Consider the following 6,633-nt stretch of genomic DNA (forward strand, 5'->3'; position numbering starts at 1 on the left):
CTTCACGTCAACTCCGCTGCGATCGAGCCGAGGTGCCATTCTGCTGTGGTGAGGTCTCCGAGTAACAGTTGGTAGGCCGGCACTTCCATCGCCACGCGGCGCAGTCGCCCGGCCGCCGTGGCTACACCGGTCCGCGGCAGCATCACCTCGCCCATCAGCCGTCCGAACGCATTCTTGCCCGGGATCGGCCGAGCCGCCGATCGTCCGCCGTGATTCGCGACGAGGAAGATCATCGCGTCGAGCTTGCCAGGCCGGATCACCCAGGGCCGCCCCCCTGCCGATGGGCTGATGGAGCGGATCATCGAACCGTCCCAGTTGTGAATGCTGGGCGCCTTCCACACCTCATCGGGAAGGTCGGGGACCAGCCGCAGGCTGCCCTCCTTAACGCGCAAGGTTCGAGGACGTGCCACGACCTCGCTGTCCCGGATGATCAGGTGTTCGTCGCCTTCGACGTCATAGCCGGCAAACACCAGATGCAGCGACAGTGTGCTTTTGCCTGAACCCTTGTGCCCAACCAGGAGGATGCGGCGACCGGCGATCATTACCGTAGCGCCATGCAGGAAGGGGGCGCCGGGTTCTCCCTCGACCAGATCGGCGAGGATGATCCGGTGCATCGCGCCGAGCAGGTGGTTCGGGGTGCCCTCGACCACTTCGCCCGAGGGCAGGGTGGCGACGACAAAGCCGTCGCGGCAGCGCACCGGGATGTCGGCGATCTCCAGCGGTGGGGCCGGCAGGTCGGGGGTCGCTTCGACGAAGCGCAGCAGCAGCGCGACCTCGTCCGAGGGCGGATGCAGGCGGTACTCGCGCCTCAGGGTGCGGCAGACGATGGGGCGCAAACCACCAGTCCTTCGTCGAGCAGCGAGGCGAGGCACTCCTTGACCGCTTCACTCGGCGCCACCTCGAGCCCGAAGGCATCGGCGATGAACGCTTCGATCTCGCCGGCGGTTTTGTCGAGGCTGCACAGCTCGAACACGATCAGCGCTGTCGGGTTGAGGAAATGCACGCGCTCGCGCTCGTTCTGGTACACCATGGCGCCATCAGGCACGCGATTGACCTCGATGCCCTCGACGGCACTGAACTTCATTTCGGGCGCGATCTCAGTCATCGCTTCGGTCTCCCTGTCGCCGGTGGGTCATGTAGCTGCAATATCGAAGAGGCGGCAAGCGAGCCGTTCGATGACGTCACCGCGCTCATATTGTGAGCGGACGATAGACAACGCGGCCTCCGCGCGGGCCGCACTCGCTTCGGCATTCGCCACGGCATCGAGCGCTGCATCGGCGAGCCCGGCGGCGCTGTCGGCCAGCAGCAGGTCCCTGCCGTTTTCGAACGCCAGCCCTCGGGCGCCGAGGCTGGTGCTGATCACCGGCACCCGATGCGCAGCAGCTTCGAGCAGCTTCAACCGGGTGCCAGCCCCAGCCCTGAGCGGCGCAACGAACACCGTGGCCTGGCCGTAGGCATCGGCGATGTCGTAGATATCTGGCTCGATCTCGACCCCCTCGTGCTGCCCGAGATGGGCAATCCGGTCGGCATCGCGGCCGCCGATCAACAGGCGAAGCGGGTGGCGCGCCCGGCTCCGGATCAGGGGCCAGATTTCCACGACCAGCCAGGTGGCCGCATCGATGTTCGGCGCGTAGCCGAACGAGCCGATAAACAGCAGTGTTGCGCCGTCATCCCGGCGGCGGATTTCGGGCGGCACCCCTACCGCGTTTTCGATGACCTCGGGCCTCGTCGCCGGCTGGCGCTCCGCGATCAAAGCCGCATCGAGCGGGCTCGAGATGAACTGGGCGGCGAAGTGCGAGGCCCACCGGCCGATAAGCGCGGCCATGGCGTCGGCCTCAGCGGCTGCCCAGGCGGAACCCTCCGGGTCGCTCAGCTCCAGGCTTGCCGCGATCTCTCGGTACGACGTCCACTCATCCTCATCGAGATCCATCGTCGCCCGGGCTGTCTGGACAACCGCAAGCGTGTCACCGAGGTACGAGCGTCCGACATGCACCAGGTCGTAGTGCTCGCCCCCTGCCTCCTCGCGCAACTGCGCAAGGACCGGCAAGGATAGATAGCTGGCGAGCGAACTGCGACCATAGGCACGGAAGGCCGCGAGCCGCGCCGCCGGATCGGCGAGGCGGGCAAGGAGGGCAAAGTGGGTATCCTGCCGCCCCGCCACCGGAATGACCGTAGTGGCGACCCCCAGCTCATCGGGCAGGGCCGCCGGCGCGTCGCGCCACCCGACCACCGGCAGGACGACGAGACGCGTCTCGAAGTTCCGGCTCAGCGCTTCGAGAAACATGCCCTGCCGCATGGCGAGGCCGTTGCCCGATCGGGCCGGCATGATGGGCGCGATGTGCAGCGCCCGCGGCCGCTGGCTCATTCCTTTATCTCGGCCCTGACATAGCCGATATCGAGGTTCAGCGTGCGGTTGACGGCGTTGAGTGGCGGCGGCGGCGTGATCCGCCGCGCCAGCTCCTGCAGCCGCTCCGCGACGACCGGATCGGCCTGCAATGCGGCAAGCGCCATGATCCGCTCCCTCACCCCGGGCAGTACGTTGGCAACGAGGCTGATGGCATCGACCAGCCGTTGCGGCACGCCAGCCGGGCCACCGAACGCTCCGCCGGCGCGCAACAACTCATCGATGAGGCCCGGCACGGCAGGCGGGGCGGCCGGCGCCCCTCCGCCAGCGCCATAGACGCTGACATCGACGATCGGCACGCGCTGGCGTTTTCCGCGCCAGATCCGATCTTCGCCACGTTCAAGCATGTAGCCGGGCCGATCGCTGCCAGCGAGGATCAGTCTGAGCCGCCCCTCGTCCTCTTCGACCCACCAGTGCCGGCGGTCGACGGCGCGGCCGGTGCTGACCTCGCCATGCGCTTCAAGCCGGATGGCGCAGGCCGGCTCGTCGGCACATTCGAGCACCAGCTCGCCCGCCGCGATCAGGTTCCGTTCCAGCTCGCGTGCCGCGAGGCTCCGGTCGGGGGCAGTAAAGGCGTGCCCGCTCCACTTCGTCTCCAACTCGGCCATTGCCGCGAGACAGGCGGCCTCATGCTGGAAGCCGAACAGCTTGCGCTGCTCACCGCCATACTGCCACTTCGCATTGGTGCGGTGCTGGAACAGGGCATTGCCGTCGAAATCGCGCTGCACCAGCATGAACTCGTCGACATAGGGCCGCTGTGGCACCAGAGCATAGGATGCACCAAGCATCTCCCAGGCGCAGAGGTAAGTGTCCTTGTCGCCATAGATGAGCCGATAGAGATCGTCGGCTGCTTCGTTGAGCCGAACCGCCGCCCAGAGCGCTGCGGCGTGCCGTCGACGATCGACCAGCAGCTGCCCGCTCTCGAGGGAAACGGCCCGTCGCGCTTCAAGCCCGAGCAGCGGCCAGATGGCGTTGTCGTTTCTGAGGTCAATGATGTCGGGCCAGAACACTGCGCCGGCCGCGCCATATTCCGGCCAGTCGAAACAGGCAGCCGGGTCGGAGACCGGCACCTGGTCGGCATCGAGCAGCAACGCCTCAGCGAAACTGCTATGCAGCAGGGCAAACGATTTGAGCTGCCAGCCGTCACGGATATTGGCCCCCGTCGCGGCAATGACCGGGGTGGCGTCGACCAGCCGCACCCCGAGGGGTTCGAGCAGCGCGGCCATGGCCGGAGAGATCTCTGCCTGGCCGAAATACCACAGCTCGACCGGCAGCTCGGATTTCAGCGCGTGGCGCAGCATGTGGACCAGCACATAGGCGTTGGTAAAAATCCGGGCCCCGCCGGCGACGATCACCAGGCCGCGCCCGTTGCCCTCGAGTAGGGCCGGCGACGCCGCCCGGATGTCGGCGGCCAGCTGGCGAATCCGCTCCGCGGCTGCTGCCTGGTCGGTCATGGCGTCCCCCTGCAACTGGCACGGACAAGCTGTCGATGCCCGCTTGCGCCTTGTGCCTTCATTAGATTTTATCGCGCCGCAAGGGGCAATAATGTCTGCACTGGAATCGATGCTTCCCAGAGTCCTCATCCTTACGCCGGTCAAAGGGGCCGCCCGGCACCTGCCGCGCTACACCGAGCTCATCGAGCAGCTGGATTGGCCGGCTGACCGGCTATCGGTCGCCTTGCTGGAAGGCGACAGCCAGGACGACAGCTTTGCCGTCGCCGAGGCGCTGCTGCCGCGACTGCGCCAGCGGGCCCGGCGAGCCGAACTGTTTCAGCGCAGTTTCGGCTTCAACATGCCGGCCGGCGTGCCGCGCTGGGCTCCGGCATTTCAGCAGATGCGTCGCGCCGTGCTGGCGCGGGCCCGCAACCACCTGCTGTTCCGCGCCCTCGACGACGAGGATTGGGTGCTGTGGATCGATGTCGACGTGATCGATTATCCCCCCGATGTGCTGCGCCAGTTGCTGGCCACCGGCTTCGAGATCGTGGTGCCCAACTGCGTGCAGCGGCGGGGCGGCAAGACTTTCGATGCGAACAACTGGGCCGCCGAGGGCACCGTGACCCTGTCGGATCGGCGGGGTGGCGGCGCCATGCGCCTCGACGCGGTGGGTGGCACCATGCTGCTGATCCGGGCCGACTTGCACCGCGATGGGCTGATCTTTCCGGCCTTCCGCTATGGTGTTGCGAACCCGCGCATCCGGCGCCGCCACCCGATCTGGGGCCAGGGTGAGATCGAAACCGAAGGGTTGGGCGCCATGGCCGCCGACATGGGAGTTCAGTGCTGGGGCTTGCCGGACCTCGAGATCATCCACGCCAATGAATGATCCGCTCGGTGACCGGGCGGCCCCCGTCATGATCGACCTGATCGGCCTGCCGCGCTTCCGGATGGAGACGCATGGCCGGGAGGATGTCTTCATTTCGAAAGCGATCGAGGATTGGGGCAACTGGGAAACCAGCAATACGGCGCTGCTCCTCAGGATGCTCGGTACCGCGGCCGACTTCGTCGACATCGGCGCCAATATCGGCTGGTTCACCCTGGTTGCGGCGCATGCCCTTGCCGGCCGCGGGCAGGTGCACAGCTTCGAGCCCGACCCCGCTCATCTCGCGAAACTCAGGGCCAACGTCGCGGCCAACCAACTCGAAAATGTCACGATCAATGGCTGCGCCCTGTCCGACCGCAGCGGTGACGCCCACCTCCACCTGAACGCGGTCAATCGCGGCGACAACAGTTTGCTGCCCAATGCCGAAAGGACGGCATCGACGCTGGTGCCGCTGCGGCGGCTCGATGACTATGATCAACTGGGTCGGGCGCGTCCGCTGCTCATCAAGCTCGACGTGCAGGGCAGCGAGATCGACGTGCTGAACGGCGCGCGGACCTTGCTGGCGAGCTACCCGCACGACCTGGTGCTGTTCTGCGAGGTGTCGCCGATCGCCTTGCGGGCCGGTGGGCGACGTGCCGCCGAGCTTGCAGCGCTCCTCGAAGAGCTCGGTTTTGCCGCCGCCGTCGTCGATCGCGTGCGCCCCCGCGTCGTCCCGACGAGTTGGCGGCAACTGGTCGAGCAAGTGGAAGACGACGATCGCCGTCACCCCGGCACCGATTGCGATATTGTCGCCTTCCGCCGGATCGATGGCCTGATGGCGCCGATCTTTCGGCCGCGAGGCGCATCGTGACGTGGCCAAAAGGCTCGCCGTGTGCTTGATCCGAGACTAACCCACGAGGAGAATGACGTGTCGCTGTCCGATGCCGATCGGCTGAAACTGTTGACCCCGCGCGCCGGCCGGCTGCGGGCGGTGCTCGATACCGACACCTATAACGAGATCGACGACCAGTATGCGCTGGTCCAGGCGGTGCTGTCGCCCGAGCGGCTCGACCTCCAGGCGATCTATGCGGCGCCGTTCCACAATTCACGCTCCGACGGTCCCGGCCACGGCATGGAACTGAGCTATGTCGAGATCCTGGAGCTGCTGCAGCGGCTCGATATCTCGCCCGATGGCTTCGTGTTCCGAGGCGTCAGCGACTATGTGGGACCGAGCAAAGTTGCCCGACCGGCAGCAGCGGTGGACGATCTGATTGCCCGCGCCCGCGCCGGCTCGATCGAGGATCCGCTCTACGTCATCGCCATCGGCACTATCAGCAACGTCGCCTCGGCCCTGCTCAAGGCTCCCGATATCATCGATCGCACCGTCGTCGTCTGGCTCGGCGGGCATGCCCTCGATTGGCCGCACCAGCGCGAGTTCAATCTGAAGCAGGATGTCGGCGGCGCGCAGGTGCTGTTCGACAGCGGTGCGCCGCTGGTACTGGTGCCCTGCATGGGCGTCACTTCGCACCTCCACAGCACGGTGGCCGAGATCGAGCGCTACGTCGAACCCTGCGGCGATATCGGCAAGTTCCTCGCCATGCGGTTCAAGGAGTATTCCGACGATCACCTCGGTTGGTCCAAGGAGATCTGGGACATGGCGGCGGTTGCCTGGCTGCTCGATGCAGACTGGACCCCGAGCGTCCTGGTGCCCACCCCGATCCTCACCACCGAGATCACTTACAGCACCGATCGGGCCCGCCACCCGATGCGCTATGTCACCCATGTCCGCCGCGACCCGATCCTCAGGGACTTTTTCCTGAAGCTGCAGGCCGCGACGGCATAAGAAGGCCTCGGGTTGCTCCCCTCAAGGGCCGGGCCATCGCATATGGGGCCCAAGGATAGCTCGGTTCGGGAAGATACCCCCCACCCTGTCC

7 protein-coding genes are annotated in these 6,633 nt (G+C 66.5%); 3 read left to right on the top strand and 4 right to left on the bottom strand.

Going from position 1 to position 6,633, the window contains the following annotated elements; all coding sequences use genetic code 11:
- Nucleotides 1–2: 2 nt before the first annotated feature.
- From VW23_RS24945 to VW23_RS24960, 4 genes are read right to left on the bottom strand one after another with little or no spacing between them, the layout of a single operon-like run.
- On the bottom strand, nucleotides 3–836 hold the full coding sequence (locus tag VW23_RS24945; protein ID WP_069912189.1) for a hypothetical protein: 834 nt from the start codon (nucleotides 834–836) through the stop codon (nucleotides 3–5).
- Nucleotides 809–1,105 carry a hypothetical protein gene (locus VW23_RS24950; protein WP_069912190.1) on the bottom strand — a complete coding sequence of 99 codons (297 nt, stop codon included), beginning with the start codon at nucleotides 1,103–1,105 and terminating at the stop codon, nucleotides 809–811. Before VW23_RS24950 ends, VW23_RS24945 begins: the two co-directional genes overlap by 28 nt.
- Before the next feature lie 27 nt (nucleotides 1,106–1,132).
- Nucleotides 1,133–2,365 carry a glycosyltransferase gene (locus VW23_RS24955; protein ID WP_069912191.1) on the bottom strand — a complete coding sequence of 411 codons (1,233 nt, stop codon included), beginning with the start codon at nucleotides 2,363–2,365 and terminating at the stop codon, nucleotides 1,133–1,135.
- Nucleotides 2,362–3,858 carry an alpha-mannosyltransferase gene (locus VW23_RS24960; protein ID WP_069912192.1) on the bottom strand — a complete coding sequence of 499 codons (1,497 nt, stop codon included), beginning with the start codon at nucleotides 3,856–3,858 and terminating at the stop codon, nucleotides 2,362–2,364. The genes VW23_RS24955 and VW23_RS24960 overlap by 4 nt, the downstream gene beginning before the upstream one ends.
- 91 nt (nucleotides 3,859–3,949) lie before the next feature.
- Here VW23_RS24960 and VW23_RS24965 point away from each other — a divergent pair, with 91 nt between their 5' ends.
- From VW23_RS24965 to VW23_RS24975, 3 genes are read left to right on the top strand one after another with little or no spacing between them, the layout of a single operon-like run.
- Nucleotides 3,950–4,723 (top strand): glycosyltransferase family protein, encoded by a 774-nt coding sequence (locus VW23_RS24965; RefSeq protein ID WP_176730485.1) that lies wholly within the window; start codon nucleotides 3,950–3,952, stop codon nucleotides 4,721–4,723.
- 28 nt (nucleotides 4,724–4,751) lie between these two features.
- On the top strand, nucleotides 4,752–5,570 hold the full coding sequence (locus tag VW23_RS24970) for an FkbM family methyltransferase (RefSeq protein WP_176730486.1): 819 nt from the start codon (nucleotides 4,752–4,754) through the stop codon (nucleotides 5,568–5,570).
- A gap of 57 nt (nucleotides 5,571–5,627) precedes the next feature.
- The gene (locus VW23_RS24975; protein ID WP_069912195.1) at nucleotides 5,628–6,542 is read left to right on the top strand and encodes a nucleoside hydrolase; all 915 of its coding nucleotides are present in this window, start codon (nucleotides 5,628–5,630) and stop codon (nucleotides 6,540–6,542) included.
- Nucleotides 6,543–6,633: the final 91 nt, after the last annotated feature.

It is taken from the genome of Devosia insulae DS-56 (assembly GCF_000970465.2).
GTDB lineage: Bacteria > Pseudomonadota > Alphaproteobacteria > Rhizobiales > Devosiaceae > Devosia_A > Devosia_A insulae.

What these genes read in the sequence shown, in the direction of transcription:
- VW23_RS24960 (WP_069912192.1), bottom strand. Translation starts at nt 3,858, where the DNA reads ATGACCGACCAGGCAGCAGCCGCGGAGCGGATTCGCCAGCTGGCCGCC.
- VW23_RS24955 (WP_069912191.1), bottom strand. Translation starts at nt 2,365, where the DNA reads ATGAGCCAGCGGCCGCGGGCGCTGCACATCGCGCCCATCATGCCGGCC.
- VW23_RS24970 (WP_176730486.1), top strand. Translation starts at nt 4,752, where the DNA reads ATGATCGACCTGATCGGCCTGCCGCGCTTCCGGATGGAGACGCATGGC.
- VW23_RS24965 (WP_176730485.1), top strand. Translation starts at nt 3,950, where the DNA reads ATGTCTGCACTGGAATCGATGCTTCCCAGAGTCCTCATCCTTACGCCG.
- VW23_RS24950 (WP_069912190.1), bottom strand. Translation starts at nt 1,105, where the DNA reads ATGACTGAGATCGCGCCCGAAATGAAGTTCAGTGCCGTCGAGGGCATC.